Annotated in this window: 25 protein-coding genes; 16 read left to right on the top strand and 9 right to left on the bottom strand. The window is 72.2% G+C overall.

Features of this window, described 5'->3' with window-relative positions; all coding sequences use genetic code 11:
• Positions 1 to 3: 3 nt before the first annotated feature.
• The 6 genes from FFA01_RS13750 to FFA01_RS13725 all read right to left on the bottom strand — a co-directional run bounded on the left by FFA01_RS13750 (position 4) and on the right by FFA01_RS13725 (position 4443).
• Complete coding sequence (locus FFA01_RS13750; protein ID WP_146856757.1) at positions 4 to 591, bottom strand: TetR/AcrR family transcriptional regulator; 588 nt, start codon at positions 589 to 591, stop codon at positions 4 to 6.
• 61 nt (positions 592 to 652) lie between these two features.
• Positions 653 to 1678: an SDR family NAD(P)-dependent oxidoreductase gene (locus FFA01_RS13745; protein WP_146856756.1), complete on the bottom strand. Its 1026-nt coding sequence runs from the start codon at positions 1676 to 1678 to the stop codon at positions 653 to 655.
• Between the two features lie 113 nt (positions 1679 to 1791).
• Positions 1792 to 2745, bottom strand: coding sequence for a diacylglycerol/lipid kinase family protein (locus FFA01_RS13740; protein WP_146856755.1), 954 nt, complete (start codon positions 2743 to 2745; stop codon positions 1792 to 1794).
• Between the two features lie 122 nt (positions 2746 to 2867).
• A complete protein-coding gene (locus FFA01_RS13735; protein ID WP_146856754.1) occupies positions 2868 to 3215 on the bottom strand; it encodes a hypothetical protein in 348 nt (115 codons plus the stop codon).
• Positions 3212 to 3811 carry an Asp23/Gls24 family envelope stress response protein gene (locus tag FFA01_RS13730; protein WP_146856753.1) on the bottom strand — a complete coding sequence of 200 codons (600 nt, stop codon included), beginning with the start codon at positions 3809 to 3811 and terminating at the stop codon, positions 3212 to 3214. Before FFA01_RS13730 ends, FFA01_RS13735 begins: the two co-directional genes overlap by 4 nt.
• A complete protein-coding gene (locus tag FFA01_RS13725; RefSeq protein ID WP_307725057.1) occupies positions 3808 to 4443 on the bottom strand; it encodes an RNA polymerase sigma factor in 636 nt (211 codons plus the stop codon). The genes FFA01_RS13730 and FFA01_RS13725 overlap by 4 nt, the downstream gene beginning before the upstream one ends.
• 259 nt (positions 4444 to 4702) lie before the next feature.
• Between FFA01_RS13725 and FFA01_RS13720 the strand changes: the two genes are divergently transcribed.
• From FFA01_RS13720 to FFA01_RS13690, 7 genes are all read left to right on the top strand, one after another.
• Positions 4703 to 5128 (top strand): Asp23/Gls24 family envelope stress response protein, encoded by a 426-nt coding sequence (locus tag FFA01_RS13720; protein WP_146856751.1) that lies wholly within the window; start codon positions 4703 to 4705, stop codon positions 5126 to 5128.
• The gene (locus FFA01_RS13715; protein WP_146856750.1) at positions 5125 to 5313 is read left to right on the top strand and encodes a DUF2273 domain-containing protein; all 189 of its coding nucleotides are present in this window, start codon (positions 5125 to 5127) and stop codon (positions 5311 to 5313) included. Before FFA01_RS13720 ends, FFA01_RS13715 begins: the two co-directional genes overlap by 4 nt.
• Positions 5310 to 5663 carry a hypothetical protein gene (locus tag FFA01_RS13710; RefSeq protein WP_146856749.1) on the top strand — a complete coding sequence of 118 codons (354 nt, stop codon included), beginning with the start codon at positions 5310 to 5312 and terminating at the stop codon, positions 5661 to 5663. Before FFA01_RS13715 ends, FFA01_RS13710 begins: the two co-directional genes overlap by 4 nt.
• Positions 5660 to 6238 carry a DUF6286 domain-containing protein gene (locus tag FFA01_RS13705; RefSeq protein ID WP_146856748.1) on the top strand — a complete coding sequence of 193 codons (579 nt, stop codon included), beginning with the start codon at positions 5660 to 5662 and terminating at the stop codon, positions 6236 to 6238. Before FFA01_RS13710 ends, FFA01_RS13705 begins: the two co-directional genes overlap by 4 nt.
• Positions 6235 to 6840, top strand: coding sequence for an Asp23/Gls24 family envelope stress response protein (locus FFA01_RS13700; protein ID WP_146856747.1), 606 nt, complete (start codon positions 6235 to 6237; stop codon positions 6838 to 6840). The genes FFA01_RS13705 and FFA01_RS13700 overlap by 4 nt, the downstream gene beginning before the upstream one ends.
• 169 nt (positions 6841 to 7009) lie before the next feature.
• Positions 7010 to 7981: an Asp23/Gls24 family envelope stress response protein gene (locus FFA01_RS13695; protein ID WP_146856746.1), complete on the top strand. Its 972-nt coding sequence runs from the start codon at positions 7010 to 7012 to the stop codon at positions 7979 to 7981.
• Positions 7981 to 8394: a hypothetical protein gene (locus tag FFA01_RS13690; RefSeq protein WP_146856745.1), complete on the top strand. Its 414-nt coding sequence runs from the start codon at positions 7981 to 7983 to the stop codon at positions 8392 to 8394. The genes FFA01_RS13695 and FFA01_RS13690 overlap by 1 nt, the downstream gene beginning before the upstream one ends.
• A 106-nt stretch (positions 8395 to 8500) precedes the next feature.
• Here the strand turns inward: FFA01_RS13690 and FFA01_RS13685 are convergent, their stop codons facing one another.
• Positions 8501 to 9076 carry a TetR/AcrR family transcriptional regulator gene (locus tag FFA01_RS13685; RefSeq protein WP_146856744.1) on the bottom strand — a complete coding sequence of 192 codons (576 nt, stop codon included), beginning with the start codon at positions 9074 to 9076 and terminating at the stop codon, positions 8501 to 8503.
• A gap of 185 nt (positions 9077 to 9261) precedes the next feature.
• Here FFA01_RS13685 and FFA01_RS13680 point away from each other — a divergent pair, with 185 nt between their 5' ends.
• From FFA01_RS13680 to FFA01_RS13670, 3 genes are read left to right on the top strand one after another with little or no spacing between them, the layout of a single operon-like run.
• Complete coding sequence (locus tag FFA01_RS13680; protein ID WP_146856743.1) at positions 9262 to 10599, top strand: ABC transporter permease; 1338 nt, start codon at positions 9262 to 9264, stop codon at positions 10597 to 10599.
• Positions 10596 to 11750: a hypothetical protein gene (locus tag FFA01_RS13675; protein WP_146856742.1), complete on the top strand. Its 1155-nt coding sequence runs from the start codon at positions 10596 to 10598 to the stop codon at positions 11748 to 11750. The genes FFA01_RS13680 and FFA01_RS13675 overlap by 4 nt, the downstream gene beginning before the upstream one ends.
• Entirely contained in the window at positions 11747 to 12289 is a 543-nt protein-coding gene (locus FFA01_RS13670; RefSeq protein ID WP_146856741.1) for a cysteine hydrolase family protein, read from the top strand. Before FFA01_RS13675 ends, FFA01_RS13670 begins: the two co-directional genes overlap by 4 nt.
• Positions 12290 to 12305: 16 nt before the next feature.
• On the opposite strand, the gene FFA01_RS13665 is transcribed toward FFA01_RS13670, so the two are convergent.
• Positions 12306 to 13313 carry a LacI family DNA-binding transcriptional regulator gene (locus FFA01_RS13665; protein WP_146856768.1) on the bottom strand — a complete coding sequence of 336 codons (1008 nt, stop codon included), beginning with the start codon at positions 13311 to 13313 and terminating at the stop codon, positions 12306 to 12308.
• A gap of 149 nt (positions 13314 to 13462) precedes the next feature.
• Between FFA01_RS13665 and FFA01_RS13660 the strand changes: the two genes are divergently transcribed.
• The 6 genes from FFA01_RS13660 to FFA01_RS13635 all read left to right on the top strand — a co-directional run bounded on the left by FFA01_RS13660 (position 13463) and on the right by FFA01_RS13635 (position 21433).
• Entirely contained in the window at positions 13463 to 14746 is a 1284-nt protein-coding gene (locus tag FFA01_RS13660) for an ABC transporter substrate-binding protein (protein WP_146856740.1), read from the top strand.
• 10 nt (positions 14747 to 14756) lie between these two features.
• On the top strand, positions 14757 to 15779 hold the full coding sequence (locus FFA01_RS13655) for a carbohydrate ABC transporter permease (protein ID WP_182501074.1): 1023 nt from the start codon (positions 14757 to 14759) through the stop codon (positions 15777 to 15779).
• Positions 15776 to 16681, top strand: coding sequence for a carbohydrate ABC transporter permease (locus FFA01_RS13650; protein WP_146856739.1), 906 nt, complete (start codon positions 15776 to 15778; stop codon positions 16679 to 16681). Before FFA01_RS13655 ends, FFA01_RS13650 begins: the two co-directional genes overlap by 4 nt.
• A 56-nt stretch (positions 16682 to 16737) precedes the next feature.
• Positions 16738 to 19077, top strand: coding sequence for a beta-xylosidase/alpha-l-arabinosidase (locus FFA01_RS13645; RefSeq protein ID WP_146856766.1), 2340 nt, complete (start codon positions 16738 to 16740; stop codon positions 19075 to 19077).
• Positions 19078 to 19169: 92 nt separating this feature from the next.
• Positions 19170 to 19712 (top strand): PadR family transcriptional regulator, encoded by a 543-nt coding sequence (locus tag FFA01_RS13640; RefSeq protein WP_146856738.1) that lies wholly within the window; start codon positions 19170 to 19172, stop codon positions 19710 to 19712.
• 5 nt (positions 19713 to 19717) lie between these two features.
• Positions 19718 to 21433 carry an ABC1 kinase family protein gene (locus FFA01_RS13635; protein WP_146856737.1) on the top strand — a complete coding sequence of 572 codons (1716 nt, stop codon included), beginning with the start codon at positions 19718 to 19720 and terminating at the stop codon, positions 21431 to 21433.
• Between the two features lie 2 nt (positions 21434 to 21435).
• On the opposite strand, the gene FFA01_RS16015 is transcribed toward FFA01_RS13635, so the two are convergent.
• On the bottom strand, positions 21436 to 21683 hold a 248-nt coding region (locus FFA01_RS16015), incomplete at its 5' end, for a hypothetical protein (RefSeq protein WP_167627392.1).

The following is a 21683-nucleotide window of genomic DNA, read 5'->3' as shown; positions in this document are numbered from 1 at the left end:
GGCTCACCGCGTCGGCGCGACCCCGTCGAACAGCAGCCCGACGATCGCGTCGAGCGCGGCGGGGTCGGCCTCGCGGCGGGTGAGCACGTGCAGCAGCACGGTGCCGATCAGGGACTCGACCATCGCGGCGATCGGGGCGTCGTCGCGGATCCGGCCGGCGCGCCTCCCGACCTCGAGACGGTCGCTCAACGCGGTGCGCGTGAGCGACGTCACCCGCGCCTCGTACTGGGCGGCGACGTCGGCGTCCTCGGCGGTCGCGGCGATGGTCGCGCGGATCAGCCCGCCCACCTCGGACTCGCGGAGGGACGCCAGGGACGCGCGCAGCCAGTCGTGCACGTCGGCCCGGACATCGCCGGTGTCGGCCACCGGCACGCGGGGGAGGAGATGCTCGGAGAGCATCCCCTCGGCCACGAGAGCGCCCTTGTGCGGGTACCAGCGGTAGATCGTCGCCTTGCCGACGCCGGCGGCGGCGGCGATGCGGTCGAGGGAGAGCTTGTCGTAGCCGCGTTCGGCGAGCTCGTCGCGGGTCGCGTCGAGGATCGCCAGACGGGCGGCCTCGCTGCGGACCCGGCCGGGGCGTGCTGTCGTCATGTCACCATCCTCATGCACGCCCCGGTGCCGATCCGTCGCGACGGACGGACGGACGCCGGACCTACTGGACCGACCAGCCGCCGTCGCTCGCGAGGATCGCGCCGTTGATGTTGACGGCGTCGTCGCTCAGCAGGAACGTGATCGACGCGGCGAGCTCCTCCGCCGTGGCCACGGTCGGGATCGCCGCCTGGAAGGGGCGGAGCCGCGCCGAGCCGAGCTCGGACACGTTCGCCGGGAACGGGATGCCCGTCGCGACGCCGCCGGGGGCGACCGCATTGACCCGGATGCCCTGCTTCGCGTACATGAACGCCGCCGACCTGGTCAGGCCGACGACCCCGTGCTTCGACACCGTGTAGGCGTTGCCCGACGCGTTGCCGCGCAGGCCGGCCTCGGAGGCGACGTTGACGACGGAGCCGCGGCCGGCCTCGAGCATGACGGGGATGACGGCGCGCGAGAGCTTGAACCCGCCGGTCAGGTTGATGCCGATCACGCGGTCCCACATGGCGTCGCTCGTCTCGTGCAGCGGCGAGAAGTCGTCGTTGATGCCGGCGATGTTCGCCAGGGCGTCGATCCGGGCGCCGGCCGCCGCGACGACGGCGTCGATGTCGCTCTGCTTCGTGATGTCGCCGGCGACCGTGACGACGTCGGTGCCGGGCAGCGAGTCGACCAGGGCCGCGAGCTTGTCGGCGAAGAGATCGACGGCGACGACGCGGCCGCCTTCGCGGGCGACCCGAGACGCGGTCGCGCGGCCGATGCCGGAGGCCGCACCGGTGACGATCACGGTCCGTCCGGCGAAGCGGCCGGGCGTGATCGACTCGCGCCACGGGCCCGCTCCGTCGTCGACCTCATCGGGCGCGACGCCGCCGTTGACCTGCAGCACGAGGCCGTCGACGAGCTCCTGCGGCAGCTGTCCCTGGCTCAGCGACACGAGCTGCTGCAGCGGGAGGCCGCGGACGGGTGCCAGCGCGCTCTCGTCGAACGCGCCTCCTTGACCGAGCGCGGAGCGGATCGCGGGGCCGCCCTCCGGGTGGTCGAGCCACCGGCCGATCGTGCTCGAACCGGTCAGGGGGCCGTCTGCCTCGGACATCTGCGTCTCTTCTCTCGTGCGGATCCAATTTACGAAACGAATCGTCTCGTAATCCGAGCGTAGACCCGACACGACCCGTCGCGGGTGGGAGCGGTCTGGGAGAAGGCGGCGGGCTACGCGTCCTGCGGCACGCGGATGCGGAGCGCGCCCGCGTCGACGGTCGTGCGGAACCCGACCGCGGTGCCGAACCCGTCGCCGTCGAGCTCGATCTCCTGGGGCTCGGCGAGGCGCGCGGTCAGGCGCTTCGCCTTGACGTAGTTGAGGGCGGCGATCTCGCGGGTGCCGAAGAACCGCTTGAGCGGGGTGCGCTGCACGAGGCCGTTCTCGATGACGACCTTGCCGATGATCTGCAGCCAGTGCCGGATGCCCTCGGGCCGCAGCAGCATGATGTCGAAGACGCCGTCGTCGAGCGCCGCGTCGGGCAGCAGCAGGATGTTGCCGGTCAGCGTGCCGCAGTTGCCGACGATGACCGTGTTGGCCTGCATGCGCTTGGTCGGCCCGTCGTCGAGCTGGTAACGGAGCTTGAGGGTGTTCTCGTCGCGCAGGGCGACGATGATCGCCTTGACGTAGGCGAGCCAGCCGATCTTCGCCTTCAGATCCTCGTCGGTGGCGGCCAGCATCTTGGCGTCGATGCCGACCCCCGCCATCACCAGGAACGCGTGCTTCGCGACCGTGCCGTCCTCGCCGCGGATCTCGATGCGACCGAGGTCGATCGCGCGGTCCCGGCCGGTGAAGGCGGTGTGGATCGAGTGCTCCACGTCGTCGAGGGTGAGGTTCATGTTGCGGGCGAGAAGGTTGCCCGTGCCCGAGGGCAGCAGGGCGAACGCGACGTCGTGGTCGGCGAGGGTCTCGGCGACGATCCGGACCGTGCCGTCGCCGCCGGCCGCGATGACCAGGTCGACCCCCGCCTCCAGCGCCTCGGTGGTGGCCCCGCGCCCCGGATCCTCCTTCGACGTCTCGAACCAGAGGGTGTCCTCCCACCCCGCGGCCTGCTGCTCGCGGTCGACGACGGCCCTGACGGCATCGAGGTCGATCTTGACCGGGTTGTAGACGACGGCTGCGCGCATGGGGTGCTCTCTGACGACGGGGCGTGGACCTCCATGAAACCCGAGAACGGGGCGGAGCGGGCGGCGGATCCGAGGAGGCGCGGTGCCGGTCCGCCCGGCGGCCGGCGTCCGAGGGCCGCGGCTCAGACGGGTGAGGCGGGGCCGGGTGCGTCGACCAGGTGCGCGGTGACCGACACGAGCGTCTCGCCGTCGGCGCCCGAGGTCACGCGGGAGCGGATGGCGTCCGCCGCGCGCGCGAGGGTCTCGGGGGTCGGCTCGTCGAGGTCCGTGGCGACGTGGGCCGTCACCACGAGCAGCCCCTCCGACCGATCGATGTGCACCAGCCCGGTCGACTCGGCCAGGTCGAGCTCCGCTGCGACGCCGCGCACGGTCGACTCGACCGGCGGGTGCGCGTCGAACACGTCGACCACGCCCGGCACGCGGCGCAGGGCGTCGGTCAGGCTCTGCGAGAGGCGGTCGTCGGAGCTCATGGGGCCTCCCGTCGGGGCAGGTAGACGTCGTCGATCGTCACGTCGACGGCGACCACGTTCAGCTCGGTGTGCCGTGCGAGCGTCTCGACGATCCGTGCCCGGAGCTCGTCCGAGAGGCGGGCGAGGTCCTCGCCGTAGCGGGCCGCCGCCGTCACCTCGACGGTGATGGGCTCGCCGGGTGCGGTGACGTCGCCGACGAAGGTCGTCGCGCCGAGCACGACGCCGCTCTGAGCGTCGCCGGTCCGTCGGACGAGTCCGCGGGCGGCCGCCTCCGTGATGCCGAGGTCGACGTCGGCGTCGGGGTGCCCGATCGGGATCCTCCGGCCGCCGACGACCTCCTTCTTGATCGACTCGAGCAGACCGCCGATCCAGGCGCCGTCGCGGTCGGGCTCGCGGGCGGCCTCGTCCTCGAGGGAGGCGCGCGAGAGCTCGTGCACCTGCGCCAGCGAGTGCAGATAGAGCCGGCAGGCCGCGGAGCCCTCGATGCCGGGGTCGCGGGGGGTGCGGCCGCTGTCGAGATAGTCGCTCAACCGCTCGACGGAGAAGCCGTCCACGGTCTCGTCGGGCAGGGCGTCGGAGTCGTCGTCTGATGTCATCGCCATGCCTCCATCTCCGTGATCAGGAACGTGCGTGCGCGGGCGATCCGGCCCCGCACCGTCGACACCGACATGCCCAGGGCCTCGGCGATCTCGGTGTACGAGTAGCCGGCCGTCTCGCGTAACAGCCAACACCGTCGCTGGTCGAGGGGGAGCCTCTCGAGCGCGGACCACATGGCGTCCATCTGCAGCCGCGCCTCCACCACCCGGTCCGGCGTCTGCGATCGTCGCGCGGGGGGATCCCACGCGTCGATGTCGTCGTGCTCCCGTCGCGCCCGGAGCCGGTCGATGCTCTTGTTGCTGACGATGCGCATCAGCCAGTTGCGGATCTGAGCCGGGTTCTCGAGGTCGGCCAGACGTCGCCAGGCCGTCAGGAAGGCGTCCTGCACGACGTCGTCCGAGTCGGCGTCGGCGCCGAGCAGGCGAGCGGCGTACACGCGCATCAGGGGTCCGTGCCGACGGGCGATGACCTCGTAGGCGTGGATGTCGCCGTCGCGCGCCCGAGCGGCGAGGGTCGCGTCCGACGCGTCGAGGAGCGGGTCGGGGCGGGGGTCGTCGGTGGTGATGGCGGCCCCTCCCTCTCGTTCCCGTGCCGCGATCGATGCGACTCTCCGTGACTCCGTGACTACCACCTCCTCGTCCGTGGCGCCGTCCCGCTGGCCGCTTCGCGAGTGCGGCCGGGTGCTCGGGGACGCGCCGCGGGACGGCCCGGACGGCCCCTGCGCGGGGGACGAATTGGCCGCAAAGCGAGTCGCCCGGAAGCTCATTCTGATAGTCGCCTGAACGACCGTGACGTCCGACATCGTCGATGCGTCTGAATGATGTGTCCGCTTCACGGGCACACCGACTCACCCCGGGCCGACCGCCCGGCACACCCACAAGGAGAACCCCATGAGCAACGTCACCCCCGCCGCCACCAGCTCGTCCCGCGAGGCCGCCGGCAAGAACACGATCGCCGAAGGCGTCGTCTCGAAGGTCGCCGGCATCGCCGCCCGCGAGGTCCGTGGCGTCCACGACCTCGGCAACGGCGCCGCCCGTGCCATCGGCGCGATCCGCAACGCCATCAACCAGCAGGACCGCGGCCAGGGCGTGTCGGTCGAGGTCGGCGAGAAGCAGGTCGCCGCCGACATCGTCATCGTCGCCGAGTACCCCGTCGAGCTCCAGAAGGTCGCGGACGACGTGCGCAAGTCGGTCACCGACGCCATCTCGCAGGTCGTCGGCATGGAGGTCACCGAGGTCAACGTCACCGTGTCCGACGTGTACATCCCCTCCGAGGACGACAACAAGGACGACGCCGACGACAGCCGCGTCAAGTGACCGCCACCACCACCGGCATGCTGGTCGGCGCGGTCCTCGCGCTGACCGCTCTGGCCTTCGGCTTCTGGGCCTTCGTGTTCGTCGCCATCGCCATGGCGATCGGATTCGGCATCGGACGCGTCGTCGAGGGCAAGCTCGACGTGCGCGGACTCGCGGACGCTCTCCGCGGGCGGCGGTCGTCATGACCGCGGCGGTGACGGCCGACCAGACCCTCCACGGCCGGAACAAGATCACCTCGAAGGCCGTCCGCCGGGTCGTGTCGGCTGTCACCGCGGAGGCCCTCGAGGTCTCGGCGTCGGACGTGTCGGTCGAGCTGGCCGATCGGGACGGCGCCCTGAGCGTCGTCGCGAAGACGCCGATCCGGATCTCGCCCCTGGGCGTCCCCACCCGGTCGACGGGCACGCTCCTCGAGCGTCTCTCGTCGGCCCAGTCCACCATCCGCTCGCGTGTGCTGCAGCTGACGGGGTCGGCCATCGACCGCGTCGACCTGCAGGTCACGGGCGCGGACATCCGTGAAAGGAAGCGAGTCTCATGAGCAGCAGTCCGCTCTATCGGCGCATCGTCCGTCGCGAGACCCACTCGTCGCGGTCGGGCATCGCGATCACCCTCGCGATCGTCCTGATCGTCGTCCTCGCCTGGATCGGAACCGAGTCGGTCCTGGCCGCCATCGGTCAGTCCCCTCTCCTCGTGGCCCCCGCCGACGCCGCCGGCGCCGTGCTCGGTGCCGCGGGAGGCCCGGTGGGCGTGCTGACCGCCATCGGCGTCGTCGTCGCGATCGTCGGCGTCGTGCTCATCGCCGTCTCGCTCGCCCCCGGGCGTCGCGGTCGTCGTGGCGGTGCCTCGCAGCGCACGGTCGCCGTCGTCGACGACCGGGTCATCGCCCGCTCGCTGGCCCGCACGGCGAGCTACGCGGGAGACGTCGACCCCGATCAGGTGAGCGTCAGCGTCGGCAAGCGGTCCGCCGTGATCGAGGTGACCCGCACCTCCGGGCGGTCCACCGACCTCCGCAGCATCGACGAGGCCGTCCGCGACGAGCTGGACGCCTACGACTACACGCCGGCGCTCCGCCACAAGGTGCGCCTCTCCAAGAAAGGAACGGTCGGAGCATGAACAACACCAATCGCGCCCTGAACCGCCTCCTCGTGTTCGTCGTCGGCCTCGTGCTCCTGGCCGGCGGTGCCGCCGTGGCCGTCGGCGCCCTCTGGCCCGACGTCCGCGACACCGTCTCCGGTGCCGCCTCCGACGCGACCGGCCCCGTGTCGGACGCCCTCTCCGGTGACCAGGTCTGGATCCTCTGGGTGGTGGCCGCCGCCTCCCTGGTGCTCATCGCCCTGCTGATCTGGTTCGCCCTCCGTCAGGGTCACGGTCAGACCGGCACGCTGCTGAGCGTCGACGAGGGCTCGGCCCGCAACGAGCCCACGGGCGGACGTCTCGTGATCGACGCGAAGGTCGCCGAGCAGGTCCTCGAGGAGGCGCTGGGCGACATCCCCGGGATCGTCTCGATCGACGTCACCGCGTTCCGGGTCCGCCGGGAGAACGTCCTGCGGATCACGGCGAACGCCCGCCGCGGCGCGTCTCCCGTCGACATCCGGCGCAGCATCGACCAGGCCGTCGAGCGCTGGGACGCCCTGCTGGGCACGGAGACGCCGGTGGTCATCCAGATCAACGGCGGCCTGCGCACCCAGATGGCCTCGGCCACCCGGCTCGACTGACCGGATCGCCCCCGGCCCTCCGGCCGCAGGCACCCCGGCCCGGATCGGGCCCCGGCTCGCGCCGGGGCCCGATCCGCCCGATCGCCTCGACTCCGCATCACCCCGGCTCTCGCCGGGCCCCGGCTCGCTCCGCATCCCGGTCCGCGCCTCTCGTAGAAAGGACGGTCTCATGACCGAGTCCACCCATCACGTCACGCCGATCGACCTCGCCGCAGCGGGTCCGTCGGAGGGCGCCTCGCCCGAAGAGGTCCTCGAGCACACCATCGCCGTGACCGTCCTCGGCATCACCGGCGTCCACAAGCTCGGCACCGCTCCCGCCCGTCTGGCCGGCGCCCTCCGCGGCGCCATCGGATCGGGCACCGTACCCGGGGTCCGCGCCGGCACCACCGACGACGGCCTCGTGGTCGACGTCTCCGTCGTCGCCGAGTACCCGACGAATGTCACGGAGCTCGCCGACACCATCCGCACCCAGATCCAGCACGCCGTCGGGCAGCTCGACGACGAGCCGGTCGCCATCGACGTGACCGTCACCGACATCCACGGGCCCTTCGATTCGGACGAGGACGCCGCCGACCGCGTCGACGCCGCCTCCGCCGCCGTGAACGATGCGGCCGGTAAGGCGAAGGCCGCCGTGGGCGACGCGGCCGGCAAAGCGAAGGCCGCCGTGGGCGACGCCGCCGACAAGGCGAGGGTCGCCGCAGGGGACGCGGCCGACAAGGCCGCGGACGTCGCCGCCGACGCCCGGGACGGCGCCTCCGCCGCCGCCGCTCAGCTCTCGGACAAGGCCGACGAGCTCGCCGGCAAGGCCGGAGAGGTCGCCGACGAGGCGACGTCCTCGGCCGCCGATCTCGGCGACGCCGTCTCGGAGAAGGCCGGCGACGTGGCGGACCGTGCACGAGCGGTGGCGGACGACGCGAAGGCCACCGCGGCCGATGCCGTCGACTCCGTCGCCGATGCCAGCGACGCGGCTCGTCGCACCGCCGATGCCGACTCGTCGGACGAGGTCAGTTCGACGGACGACACCACGCGGATCGACGCCTCCGGAGACGCCGACGTCGTCGTGACCGTCGCCGACGGGACCGTCACGGTCGAGGTCGACGGCGACGACCGCCCCTCCGACGACGACTCGACGGCCCGCTGATGCTCGGCCGCCGCTCGACCTCCTCGACCCGGCGTCCCCGCCCTCGGGCGGTCTGGGCGGCGCTGATCACGTCGGTCGTCCTCTGCCTGCTGATCGTGCTGGGCGTGCTCGTCCCGGTCCTCACCCTGATCGGGGCGGCCGAGGGCGGCACGGCGGGCGCGCTCGACGTTCCGGTCGGCCAGATCGCGATCGCCCTGCTGATCGGCTACGTCCTGGCGCTGGTGCTCCTGGCGATCATCGTGACCGTCCGGAACGGCGCCTTCGCCTGGGTGCTCGGCGTCGCCGCCGTGATCTCGACCCTGCTGGTCTCGCTCTGGCCCCTCGTCGCCGTCGCCATCGCGGGCGTCGACCAGGTGCAGGACGTCATCCCCTTCATCCAGGATCTCGTCCAGCGGTACGTGCCCGGGGCCTGACCCGCGCCTCCTCGCTCGCTCCCACAGCGCCAGGCGATGGGCACAGCACCACGTCTACTCGTGGTGCCGTGCCCATCCCCTGGCGCTGTCGTCTTGAGCCGGAGGGCTACGGGCCGGTCAGCATGGCCTGCAGACTCGGGCCGTACCGGGCGACGATGTCGTCGACGGGCGCGTCGAGCAGCACCTCGTCGTCGTAGACCGCCAGCGCCGTCATCAGGCCGGTCAGCTGGGCGGCGAACAGGTGCGCGCGCAGCCGCGCGTCGGGGGCGTCGACACGGGCGACGAGCGGCTCGGCGAAGAACGACGTGGTCGACTGCCGCAGTCTCTCGCGGATCTCGGGTCGCCCGGACGCCCGCATGATCGCGCCGAACGTCTGCAGCCCGCTCCGGCGCCCCTCGACGATGCGGCGCACCGCGCGCTCGCCGACGTCGTCGATCGGGCCGTCGAGCAGAGCGCGCCAGGCGGTGCCGCCGTCGACCGTCTCGATGAAGAGCGACTCCTTCGAGCCGAAGTGGCGGATGACGATCGCCGGGTTCACCTCCGCTTCGGCCGCGATCTCGCGGATGCCGGTGGCGTCGAACCCCTTCGCGGTGAACTGCCGACGCGCGGCCGCCCGGATGGCGTCCTTCACGGCGGCGGATCGGTCGCGGCGCGGGGCGACTCGGGGCGCATCGGGGGCCATCGGGTTCCTCTCTTCGGTCAGGGCTCCAGCGTCCCATGCCGGGCTGTCATATCTCCTGCGGACGCAGTTGACACGAGTTGCAAACAGAGTTTACATTTCTAAACACTGTTTACAGTCTCTGCCGCAGGCCGACCATCGACGCTCGCGCGTGGCATCCCACTCATCCCGACCCTGTGGAGTCCTCCGTGACCGACGTCCCCGCCCCTCCCTCCCGGCCCGACGGCACCGCGCCCGACGCGACCCGCGCCTCCCGCGCCTCGAACCCCGCCACGACGATCGTCGCCGCCCTGCTGCTGCCGCTCTTCTTCGTCATCGTCTTCCCCCTCATGTTCGTCAGCGCCCTGCACAAGCCGACGCCGAACGACCTCTCGCTGCTCGTGGTCGGCCCCGAGCAGGTCGTCTCGCAGATCTCCGACGGCCTCGACGGCACGTCGGAGTTCCAGGCGACCCACACCGACGTCACCGACGAGGCCCGCTCGAGCGTCGAGGACCGCACGGTCGAGGGCTCGATCCTGATCACCGCCGACACCCCCGCCGCTGGTGCCACCGCCGACAGCCCGCCGGCCTTCACGGTGACCACCTACGTCGCGAACGCCGAGGGCCGCTCGGTCGCGAGCGCCGTCACGGCCGCCGGCGCGAGCGTCGCCGAGCAGCTCGGCACGACCTCGGAGGCCGTGGACGTGGCGCCCCTCGCCGCGACCGACACCCTCGGCACGACGCTCTTCTACCTGCTCACCTACACGTCCCTCGCGGCGTATCTCGTGATCATCGTCCTCACGCAGGTCAAGCCCGACGCCCGACTCCGCGTGCGGTACACGGCCTCGGCGATCACCGCGGTCGTCGCCCCGCTGATCGTCTTCGGGCTCTCGTCGATCTGGGTCGGCGACTACGGCGCGAGCTTCGGCACGATCGCCGCACTGCTCGGCGTCAACGCGCTGTACGTGTTCACGGTCGGGGCCGCGGCCATCCTCATCCAGCAGTTCCTGGGCAACGCGGCGACCTTCGGCATCATGGGGTTCATCGTGTTCCTGAACTTCCCGAGCGCGGGGGGAGCGGGCCCGTCGGCCATGCTGCCCGCGTTCTGGCAGGCGATCCACGGCTTCTACTTCGGCGCCGGTGCCATGGAGTCGTTCCGCTCGATCGTCTACTTCGACGGCGCCGGCACGCAGCGCTGGCTGCTGCAGCTGCTCGCCTGGACCGTGGGCCTGATCCTCGCGACGGTCGTCGTGCACCTGACCAAGACGGTGCGGGCGCAGAGGAGCGCCATCGCGCTGCTCACCGAGCGCGACGAGGAGCACGTCGCATCGCGCCAGGCGACCCGCGAGTCCCTCGCGGCCATCGAGCGACGAGCAGCCGAGGAGGCGCGAGCCGCCGACCAGGGAGACCACCGTCACGTGCGGGTCGAGGCCTACATGATCGACGACGGCGTGCACGACGGAGTCGGGGGGCCGGGTGGCGGAGACGCCGATCCGGACCGCCGCGACCGCCGTTCGATCACCACCGCAGAAGGAGCAGTCCGATGAGCACGAGCCACGTCGACGAGCGCCGCTCGCCCGAGCCCGCCTTCACGATGCCCGAGAACCACCTCGACCTGGTCGTCAGTCCCGGCTCGGTCGATCCGAAGCGGAAGGCGTCGCTCAAGACGACGCTGATCGCGGTCATCTCGATGCCGCTGTTCTTCCTCTTCGCCTTCACGATCGCGTACGTCAGCTCGGCGCACGCGCCCGTGCCGCACGACATGGCCATCACCCTCTCCGGCCCGGCCTCGACCACCGACCGTCTGGTCGACCTGATCGACGAGGAGGCGCCGGACGCGTTCGACGTGACGGTGACCACCGACGCGACCCGGGCCGCCGCCGACGTCTCGACCCGCGCCTCCGTCGGATCCATCGTGGTCGACGGATCCGACGTGACGACGATCGTCGCCTCGGGCGGCGGCGCCCTCGCGGTGCCCGTGGTCACGCAGCTCGGCCAGCAGATCGCGGCCGAGCTCGGCGGCACGGCGGCCGTCGAGAACGTGTCGCCGCTGCCGGCCGACGACCCGGGCGGATCGGTCCTGTTCTTCCTGCTGGTCATCTGCACCGTCGGCGCCTTCCTGGCGATCACGGCCATCAGTCAGGTGATGCCGGGGGCCCGGACGCGGGCTCTCGTCACCACGTCGGCGGGGGCGGCCCTGCTCGTGCCGGTGCTCGGCTTCTCGGTGATCAGCCTGTTCGTCGACTTCGAGGTGCCGTTCGGCAGCGTCGCGGCCGTGCTCGGCGTGGGCATGATCTACTCGTTCACCGTCGGACTGCTGGCGACGCTCTTCACGAAGCTCGCCGGCCAGGGTGGGGTGCTGCTCGTGATCCTGTTCCTCGTCGCGCTGAACTTCCCGAGCGCGGGCGGCAGCGTGCCCGAGAGCATGCTGCCGCCGTTCTGGCAGGTCGTGCACAACGGCTGGATCGGCTCGGGGGCCTTCGAGCAGATGCGGAACATCCTGTTCTTCGGCGGCGACGGCTCCCTGCGCTGGCTCGTGCAGCTGCTGATCTGGACGGCCGGCTCGATCGTGCTGCTCCTCGGCGTGACCGCCCTGAAGAAGCGCGGCGCGCGCGCGGCGGACGACGCCGCCGAGGGCGAGCCCGTCCGCACGGACGACGCCGTGACCACCGTCGCCGCGGGAGCGGAGGGCCGATGACCATCCCCGCCACCAGCGCCCTGATCGTGGTCGACCTGCAGGTCGGCACGACCTCGGCCGCGATGGCCCACCCGATCGACGAGATCGTGTCACGGGCGGCCGCCCTCGCCGCCGCCTACCGGGCGCACGGCCGCGTCGTCGTGCTCACCTCCGTCGACGGCACGCCGCCGGGCCGGACGACCTCTGCGGAGGGCGCGCAGCAGTGGCCCGAGCCGTTCTCGACCGTCCTGCCCGAGCTCGACCCGCAGCCCGAGGACCTGCTCGCGTCGCGTCGGACCTGGAACGCGTTCGCGGGCACCGATCTGCGTGGGCGGCTCGAGGTCCGCGGGGTGACGCAGGTCGTGCTGGTCGGCGTCGCGACCAGCTTCGGCGTCGAGTCGACCGCCAGGGCCGCGTACGACCTCGGCTACGACGTGCTGGTCGTGACGGACGCCATGACCGACCGCTCGGCCGAGTCGCACGAGCACGTGCTGGCGCGAGTGCTGCCGGCGCTCGGCCGAGCGGTGACGACGGACGCGGTGCTGGCCGGGCTCGGGTAGCCGCGGGCGCGGAGCGTCAGGTGCGCGGCGGGCCCGTCGTGCCGCGCACGACCAGCCGCGTCGGCAGCCGCACCTCGGGGTCCGTCGGCTCGCCCCCGTCGAGCATGGCGAACAGCATGCCCGCCGCGACGCTGCCGAGCCGCTGCATGGGCTGCTGGACCGTGGTCAGCGGAGGGGACTCGCGCGAGGCCTCGGGGATGTCGTCGAAGCCGACGATGCTGAGGTCGTCGGGCACGCGCAGCCCCAGGTCGAGCGCGGTGCGCAGCAGGGCGATCGCCGACAGGTCGTTGGTCGCGAAGACCGCGGTCGGCCGGTCCGCCTGGGTCAGCAGCGACCGGGCGGCCTGGCGCGCGGCGGTCAGCTCGAAGTCGCCGTGCCGGGTCAGCCGCGGGTCGCGCGCGATCCCCGCCGACCTCAGCGCCTGCACGTAGCCCGCCTCGCGCAGCGACGCCGACCGGAGGTCGAGACGGCCGGCGAGGAAGCCGATGCGCCGGTGGCCGAGCGCGATCAGGTGCTCGACGGCGAGCAGCGCGCCCCCTCGGCTGTCGGCCTCGACCGAGGGCAGGTCGGTGCGGCCGGTGTGCGGGTCGACGGCCACGACCGGGATGCTCGCGGTCGTCGTCAGCACCGACGGCGTGACGAGGATCGCGCCGTCGATCAGGGTCCCGCTCAGGCGGCTGAGCGAGCGGCGCTCCCAGCCCGAGTTCTCGCCGTGGTGGGCGCCGCTGTAGGCCAGCAGGTCGTACTCGGAGCCGCGGGCGCGGACGGCCGCGCCGACGCCCTTCAGGACCTCCGAGCTGAACGGCTCGAAGTCGGCCACGAGCACGCCGATCACGCCGGTGCGCCGGGCGCGCATGCTGCTGGCGACCAGGCTCGACTCGTAGCCGAGCTCGTCCACGGCCGCCATCACCCGCTCGACGGCGGCGGCGGAGACGCCGTACCGGCCGTTGACCGCCTTCGACACCGTGGCCACCGAGACCCCCGCGGCCCTCGCCACGTCGTGGATCGTCACCCGCCGCGTCATCACGATCGGCAGCCTAGACCCGTCGAAATGGTTTTCGAAAACGTTTGACACCCGCCGCCGTCTTTTCGACACTGAGGGCCACGCCGCGCATCGGAGCGCGGCGGGCTCGGCCGACCACGGCCGCTCAATGAAGAGGAACAGGTGGAACCATGACCACATCTCGACGGCTCCTGGCCGGGTCCGCGGCCCTGCTGATCGGAGCGGGACTGCTGACCGGCTGCAGCGGCGGATCGGGCGCTGCAGACGACGGCACGCTCACGCTCTGGCAGAACTCGACCACCGGACCCGGGCAGGACTTCTGGACGGCCACGGCGGCCGACTTCGAGAAGGCCAACCCGGATGTGACGATCGACGTCCAGACCGTGCAGAACGAGGACTTCGACAGCAAGCTCCAGACGGCCCTGAATTCGGGCGACGCCCCCGACGTGTTCCTCCAGCGCGGCGGGGGCAAGCTGCAGGCGATGGTCTCGGCCGGGCAGGTGAAGGACATCACCGACGTCATTTCCGACGACGCGACGTCCCAGATCAGCGAGGGGACCTTCGGGTCGGGCTCGGTCGACGGCAAGATCTACTCGATGCCCGTCGCCGTGCTGCCCGGCGGGTTCTGGTACAGCCAGGACCTCTTCGACGCGGCCGGCATCACCGAGGCCCCGACCACGATGGACGAGCTCGACCAGGCCGTCACGGCGCTGAAGGGCTCGGGCGTCTCGCCCGTCGCCCTCGGCGGCAAGGACGCCTGGCCCGCCGCCCACTGGTACTTCTTCTTCGCGCTGCGCTCGTGCAGCTCGGACGTGCTCGAGCAGGCCGCGACGGACCGCGACTTCAGCGACGACTGCTGGGTGAAGGCGGCCGAGGACCTCGCCGACTTCCGCGACACCGAGCCCTTCAACGACGGGTTCCTGACGACGGCCGCCCAGCAGGGCGCCGGCAGCTCGGCGGGCCTCATCGCGAACAAGCAGGCCGGCATGGAGCTGATGGGCGCGTGGGACCCGGGCGTCATCGCGTCGCTGACCCCCGACCAGAAGCCCCTGCCCGACCTGGGCTGGTTCCCGTTCCCCGAGGTCGACGGCGGTGACGGCCAGGCCGGCGCCATCATGGGCGGCGTCGACGGGTACTCCTGCTCGGCCGGCGCCCCCGACTCGTGCGTCGACTTCCTGAACTACCTCGCGACCCCCGACGTGCAGGAGGCCTACTACAAGGCCTTCAACGCGCCTCCGGTGAACACGGTCGCGCAGGAGGCCGTCACCGAGCCCTACCTGCAGGACGTGCTCAGCGCCTACAACGACGCCCCGTTCGTCTCGCAGTGGCTCGACACCGTCTACGGCCTCAACGTGGGCAACGCGATGAACGTCGCCGTGGTCGACCTGCTGTCGGGGGACGGCACGCCGCAGCAGTTCGTCGACGCGGTCGACGCCGCCGCCAAGAAGGCGTAGGGGTCTCGTCGTGAGTCTCCGCGAACCCGCCGTGCGGCCCGCCGCACCCTCGCGGGCTCACGCCACCGCCGGGGGCGACGCGCTCGCGTCGCCCCCGGCGGCCTCCCGGGCCGTGTCCCGGAAGGGGCGTGGCGCCCGCGGCCTCGAGATCGCCCTGCTCGTCGGCCCCGCCCTGGTGGTGTTCCTGGCGTTCGTCGTCTTCCCGATCGTCATGGCCGCCTACTACGGCTTCTTCAGCTGGCAGGGCTTCGGCGCCCCGTCCGACTTCGTCGGGTTCCGCAACTACGTCACGATCTTCCAGGATCCGACGTTCCTCGACGCGCTGCGGCACAACGCCACGATCGTCGTGCTCTCGCTCGTGCTGCAGGGGCCGGTCGCGATCGGCCTGGCGCTGCTGCTCAACCGCAAGCTGCGCGGGCAGTCGCTGATCCGCGTCCTGATCTTCGTGCCCTACGTCATCAGCGAGGTCGTCGTCGGCACCGGCTGGAGCCTGATGCTGCAGGGCAGCGGCGCCGTCAACGACCTGCTGACGGACCTCGGTCTGGGGGCTCTCGCCCGCGACTGGCTCGCCGACCCGAGCATCGCCATCTGGACGCTGCTCGTCATCATCACCTGGAAGTACGTCGGCTTCGCCGTGATCCTCTTCCTCGCCGGACTCCAGGGCGTCCCCGAGGAGCTCAGCGAGGCCGCGGCCATCGACGGCGCGAGCTGGTGGCAGATCCAGCGCCGCATCACCCTGCCGCTCCTCGGTCCGACGCTGCGCATCTGGGCGTTCCTGTCGATCATCGGCTCGCTGCAGCTCTTCGACCTCGTCTACATCATCTGGGGCCAGTACATCGCGGCCACCGCGGGCACCTCGACCATGGCGACCTACATGGTGGCCAACGGCCGCACGTCGGGCAGCTACGGCTACGGCAACGCGGTCGCGGTCGTGCTGTTCCTCATCTCCCTCGTCGTCGCCCTCGTCTACCAGCGCTTCGTGCTGCGACGCGACACGGCCGGGGCCGTCACCACCGCAGGAGAAGAACGATGACCGCCAGCACCCTGCCCGTCCGCCCCCGCGACGGCGCGTCCGCCCCGGGGGCTCCGAGACCCGTGACGCGGAGGAGGCGCGGGATCGCCGATCCCGGACGCGGCGTCGCGTACGTGGTCGCGGTCGTCGTCATCGTGCTGATGCTCGCGCCGGTCGCCTTCATCGTGATCGGCGGCTTCCGCACCAACGCGCAGATCACCACCGACCCGTCGGGGCTCCCGAGCCCCTGGCAGGTCGGCAACTACCTCGACGTGCTGACCGGCGGCACCTTCTGGCGCCAGGTCGGCAACTCGCTGATCTCGGCGGGAGCGACCACGATCGGCGTCGTCGCGCTCGGTCTCGCCGCGAGCTACGTGCTGGCCCGGTACCGCTTCGCCGGTCGCGGCGTGCTCTACGCCCTGTTCGCCGCGGGGCTGATGTTCCCGATGACGGTGGCCATCACGCCGCTGTACCTCGTGATCCGCGACCTCGGCCTGACGAACTCGCTTGCCGGCGTCATCCTGCCGCAGATCGCCTTCGCGCTGCCGACGACCATCATCATCCTCGTGCCGTTCCTCCGGGCGATCCCCGACGAGATCGAGGAGGCCGCGTTCATCGACGGCTGCAGCCGGCTCGGGTTCTTCTTCCGCATGGTCGTCCGCCTGTCGCTGCCCGGCGTGATCACCGTGGGCATCCTCGCGTTCATCGCCAGCTGGAACAGCTACCTGCTGCCGCTGTTCATCCTCAACGATCCGTCCACCTTCACGCTGCCGCTCGGCGTGCAGGCGTTCTCGTCGCAGTACTCGGTCGACACCGCCCGGGTGCTCGCCTTCACCGCACTGTCCATGCTGCCCGCGCTGATCTTCTTCAGCCTCTTCGAACGCCGCATCGTCGGCGGCCTCACCGGGGCGGTCAAGGGATGAGCACCACGCGCACGGACGACCGCACCAGCGACACCGACCAGGAGGCGCGAGCCGACATGACCGACACCGTCGAACGACCGCAGACCGCCTCGCCCGAGGCGACCGGCGAGCGGGGCGAGCCCCGCGCCTCCCACCGGGTCCGAGCCCTGCTCGCCGAGATGACCCTCGACGAGAAGCTCGCGCAGCTGGTCGGCTGGTGGGTCGATCGCGGCACCGGGAACGTCGCGCCGATGCAGGGCGAGATGGCCACCTCGGGCGACTACGTCGAGGCCACCCGGCACGGGCTCGGGCACCTGACGCGGGTCTACGGGACGCGCCCGGTGGACCCGGCCGAGCGCGCCTCCTGGTTGTGGCGCGAGCAGCGGCGTCTGCGGGACGAGACGCGACTGGGGATCCCGGCCATCGTGCACGAGGAGTGCCTGACCGGGCTGGCGGCCTGGCAGGCGGCGACCTTCCCGACGCCGCTCGCCTGGGGCGCGTCGTTCGACCCCGAGCTCGTCGAGCGGATGGCCCGGCTGATCGGCGGGTCGATGCGCGAGCTCGGCGTGCACCAGGGGCTCGCCCCGGTGCTCGACGTGATCCGCGACCCGCGGTGGGGCCGGGTCGACGAGTGCATCGCCGAGGACCCGTACGTGGTGGGCACGATCGGCACGGCCTACGTGAGGGGGCTGCAGTCCGCCGGGGTGCACGCGACGCTCAAGCACTTCGTCGGGTACTCGGCGTCCACGGCCGGGCGCAACCACGCGCCCGCCCCGATCGGGCCCCGGTTCGTCGAGGACGTCCTGCTGCCGCCGTTCGAGATGGCGGTGCTCGACGGCGGGGTGCGCTCGGTGATGAACTCCTACGCCGAGATCGACGGCGTGCCCGTGGCCGGCACGCCGGAGTACCTGACCGACGTGCTGCGACGACGCTGGGGATTCGACGGCGTCGTGGTCTCGGACTACTTCTCGGTGGCGTTCCTGCAGATGATGCACGCGGTCGCGGGAGACCGGGGCGAGGCCGCGGCGCTGGCGCTCGAGGCCGGCATCGACGTCGAGCTGCCGACCGGCGACGCCTATCTCGAGCCGCTGGCCGATCGGGTCCGGGCCGGGCGGGTCGACGAGGCCCTCGTCGACCGCGCCGTGCTCCGGGTGCTGGCCGAGAAGGAGGATCTCGGGCTGCTCGACGAGACGTTCGAGACGGCCCCGCCGACCGTGTTCGAGCTCGACTCCGCCGAGCATCGCGCCGTCGCCCGACGGCTCGCCGAGGAGTCGATCGTGCTGCTGACGAACGACGGGGTGCTCCCGCTCGCCGGGCCGTCGTCGATCGCCGTCATCGGCCCGAACGGCGACAGCGGCGAGGCGCTGATGGGCTGCTACTCGTTCGTGAACCACGTGCTGGCGCACCACCCCGGCGTGCCGTCGGGCATCGAGCTGCCGACCGTCGCCGACGGGATGCGGGCGGAGCTGCCGGCCGCCGAGATCGTCGTGGCCCATGGCTGCGACGTCGAGGGCGACGACCGGTCGGGCATCGCGGCGGCCGTCGAGATCGCACGCGAGGCCGAGGTGGCCGTGGTCGTCGTGGGGGACCGCGCGGGCCTGTTCGGTCGCGGCACGGTCGGCGAGGGCAACGACGTCGAGAGCCTCGAGCTGCCCGGCGTGCAGCGCGAGCTGGTCGAGGCCGTGGTCGCCACCGGCACGCCCGTCGTCCTGGTCGTCCTGTCCGGCCGGCCCTACGCCGTCGACTGGGCCGTCTCGGGGTCGGCGGCGCCCGCGGCCGTGGTGCAGGCGTTCTTCCCGGGCGAGGAGGGCGGGAACGCCCTGGCCGCCGTACTGGCGGGCGGCGTCGAGCCCACGGGGCACCTGCCCGTGTCGATGCCGCGCTCGGCCGGGGCGCAGCCGTTCTCGTACCTGCACCCCGTGCTCGGCGGCCCGTCCGAGGTGACGAGCGCCGACAGCACGCCGGTGCTGCCCTTCGGGCACGGCCTGTCGTACACGACGTGGCATCGCTCGGATCTGATGGTCGACGACGTCGAGGTGCCGGCCGGCGAGTCGTTCACCGCCTCGGTGCGGATCGCCAACACCGGTGGACGTCGGGGGACCGACCTCGTGCAGCTCTACGCCCGCGACGTCGTCGGCTCGGTCACCCGACCGGTCGCGCAGCTGCTCGGCTACGCCCGCGTGACCCTCGAACCGGGTCAGGAGGCGCGGGTCGTCTTCGACGTGCCGGCCGCCCGTCTGGCGTTCACGGACCGGAACGGGCGGCGGGTCGTCGAGCCCGGCGAGGTCGAGCTCTGGGTCGGTCCGTCGTGCGACGTGCGCGAGACGGAGGCGGGGCTGCGCATCGTGGGCGACGTGCACCCCGTGACCCTCGACGACGGGCGGATCGTCGGCGTCGAGGTGTCGACGGCGGGCTGAGGCGTCGGGATCCACGGCGGAAGCCCGCCGCGCCCACAGGTTCGGAGGTATATCGTCCGGGTATCGCTCGACCCCCTCGACAGGAGCTCATCATGCGCAACGCGTCCACCCCCGGTGCCTTCACGCTCGGCGACAACCTCGACGGGATGTGGCAGGCGATGGACCAGTTCCGGTCCCGCTTCGACAAGCGCGGCGGCACCCGAGCGGCGCCCGGCGACGTCCGCACCGCGGTGCTGGCCCTCCTGGCCGAGAAGCCTATGCACGGCTACCAGATCATCCGCGAGATCGACGAGCGCAGCGGCGGCAGCTGGAAGCCCAGCGCGGGCTCCGTCTACCCGACCCTGCAGCTGCTGGCCGACGAGGGACTGGTCACCGCCGACGAGGCCGACGGACGCAAGGTCTACTCGCTGACCGAGGCCGGCCGCGCCGTCGCCGACGCCGAGCCCGGGACCCCGTGGCGCTCGACGGCATCGGCCGAGGGCGACCGATTCACCGCCCTGCCGAAGGCCGGGGTCGAGCTCGCTCGCGCGGCCGCGGAGATCGGTCGCACCGGTTCCGCCGAGCAGGTCGACGAGGCCGTCGCGATCCTCGACGAGGCGCGTCGCCGCATCTACTCGATCCTCGCCCGCGACTGACCGGGGTGACGTCGACCGACGCCGATCCGTCCAGCACCACGGCGAGAGACCGGGCCGGCCGGGCTCGGTACCGCCGCATCCTCCGGTTCGCCTCCTGGCACCTCGCGGTGACCTGGTGGTTCGAGCTGGCGCTGCCGCGGGTCGGGTTCCGCTGGCTCGCCGAGAGGACGAGGGCGAAGCGCATGCAGCGGTTCGCCCGCGGGTTCCATGCGCTCGCCCTCGACCTCGGCGGGCTCATGATCAAGGTGGGCCAGTACCTCTCGTCGCGTCTCGACGTGCTGCCCCCCGAGATCACGAAGGAGCTCGAGGGCCTGCAGGACGAGGTCCCTCCGGTGCCCTTCGCGCAGATCCGGGCTCTGGCCGAGGCCGAGCTGGGCATGCCTCTCGACCGGGTCTTCTCCCGGATCGACGAGACCCCGATCGCCGCCGCCTCCCTGGGCCAGGCGCATCGCGCCGTGCTGGGTCCGGTCGATGCGGCCGACACCGGCCTGAGCGCCGTCGTGCTCAAGGTCCAGCGGCCCGGCATCGACGTGATCGTCGACATCGACCTCGCCGCGCTCCGCAAGGTGGGCGGCTGGCTCAGCCACGTGAGACTCGTCTCGAACCGGGTCGACGCGCCCGCCCTCGTCGAGGAGTTCGCCGGCACCAGCCTCGAGGAGATCGACTACCTGCGCGAGGCCGCCAACTCGGCGCACTTCGCCGCGGAGTTCGCCGGCGACGGCCGGGTGAGCGTCCCCGAGGTCGTCTGGGAGCGCAGCACCCGCCGGGTGCTCACCCTGGAGGACGTCACGGCCATCAAGATCACCGACGTGGCCGGGCTCGCCGCGGCGGGCATCGACCCGTCCGAGGTCGCCCCGGTCTTCGCCGAGGTCATGTTCGACCAGCTGTTCACCTCGGGGTTCTTCCACGCCGACCCGCACCCCGGCAACATCTTCGTCACGCCGGTGGCCGCGGCCGACGGCGAGCGCCCGTGGACGCTGACCTTCATCGACTTCGGCATGATGGGCGAGGTCCCGGCGAGCACGCGCCGCGGGTTGCGGACGATGCTGATCGCGGCCGCGTCGCGGGACGGCGCCGGTCTGGTCGACGCCATGCGCGACCTCGGCGTGCTGCTGGCCTCGGCCGACACGGTCGCCCTCGAGCGGGCCATGACCGCGACCTTCGCCCGGTTCGGCGGGATGGGCTTCGCCGAGCTGCGCGAGGTCGACCCGCGGGAGTTCCGCGAGTTCGCGGCCCAGTTCGGCGAGCTGATCAGATCGCTGCCGTTCCAGCTGCCCGAGAACTTCCTGCTCGTGCTGCGGGCGATGACCCTCACCTCCGGGGTCGCGAGCGCGCTCGACCCCACGTTCAACCTGTGGGACTCCGTCGAGCCCTACGCCGCGCAGCTGATCCGCGACGAGCGCGGCAACCTCGCTCAGGACGTCGGCCGCCGCGCCCTCGATGCCGCCTCGGTGGCGGTGCGGCTGCCCGGCAGGCTCGACGCGCTGGTCACCCGTCTCGACGAGGGCACGCTCGAGGTGAACAGCCCGCGCCTCGAGAAGCAGGTCGCGCGTCTCGACCGCGTGGCCCGACGGCTGCTGTCGGCCGTGCTCTTCGGCGGGCTGCTCATCGCCGGCGCCGTGCTGCGCGGCGGAGACGACGACGTGCTCGGCACCGTGCTGATCGCCGTGTCGGCGGTGCCGCTGTTCCATGCCCTGTTCTCGGGCGGTCGCGGGCGCTGACGTCAGCCGACGGCGACGCCCCAGGCCGGCACCACCAGGAGGCGCGGGTCGTCCTCGTCCTCTGGCAGCACCACCTCGAGGCGCGCCTCCACCCCGGACAGGTTCGCCGCCACCAGTCGGAGGCCGGTCGCCGTGGTCACCCCGGCGAGCCGGACCCCTGCGGGCGTCGGGCGGTCGGGCTCGAGGACCTCGCCGCCGGTCAGCTCGGCGAGCAGGGCCACGGCCGTCGCGGCAGGGGTCGGCTCGCCGG

Origin of the sequence: Frigoribacterium faeni, from assembly GCF_007988805.1 — a bacterium.
Lineage (GTDB): Bacteria > Actinomycetota > Actinomycetes > Actinomycetales > Microbacteriaceae > Frigoribacterium > Frigoribacterium faeni.
The sequence above is the reverse complement of the archived record's forward strand: the minus strand, read 5'-3'. Positions and strand labels throughout refer to the sequence as shown.